This is a genomic window from Shewanella hafniensis, from assembly GCF_019655335.1.
In the GTDB taxonomy this organism is placed as follows: domain Bacteria; phylum Pseudomonadota; class Gammaproteobacteria; order Enterobacterales; family Shewanellaceae; genus Shewanella; species Shewanella hafniensis.
The window spans coordinates 1-391 of record NZ_BPFD01000274.1 but is presented as its reverse complement, the minus strand read 5'-3'; the positions used below and the strand labels follow the sequence as shown (position 1 = coordinate 391).

Below are 391 nucleotides of genomic sequence, written 5' to 3'. Positions count from 1 at the left end.
TGACACACCACTTTACTGAAAGTGCATAAATCAGCGCAATACCTAGATGGGTCGTTAGCTCAGTCGGTAGAGCAGTTGGCTTTTAACCAATTGGTCGAAGGTTCGAATCCTTCACGACCCACCACTTATTATTCGCATCATTAATGCCAGAATAAGTGAACAGTTTTAAAGCAATACCTAGATGGGTCGTTAGCTCAGTCGCTTTTTTTATAAAGCTAGAGCAGTTGGCTTTTAACCAATCAGTCGAATGGTTCTAATCCTTTATGACACACCACTTTACTGAAAGTGCATAAATCAGCGCAATACCTAGATGGGTCGTTAGCTCAGTCGGTAGAGCAGTTGGCTTTTAACCAATTGGTCGAAGGTTCGAATCCTTCACGACCCACCACTT

At 42.7% G+C, this 391-nt stretch carries 3 tRNA genes; all 3 read left to right on the top strand.

Annotated features, from left to right (window positions below):
* Positions 1-48 precede the first annotated feature (48 nt).
* The 3 genes from K5Q99_RS22245 to K5Q99_RS22235 all read left to right on the top strand — a co-directional run bounded on the left by K5Q99_RS22245 (position 49) and on the right by K5Q99_RS22235 (position 388).
* Positions 49-124, top strand: a tRNA-Lys gene (locus K5Q99_RS22245).
* A gap of 59 nt (positions 125-183) precedes the next feature.
* Positions 184-274, top strand: a tRNA-Lys gene (locus K5Q99_RS22240).
* Between the two features lie 38 nt (positions 275-312).
* A tRNA-Lys gene (locus K5Q99_RS22235) sits at positions 313-388 on the top strand.
* Positions 389-391: the final 3 nt, after the last annotated feature.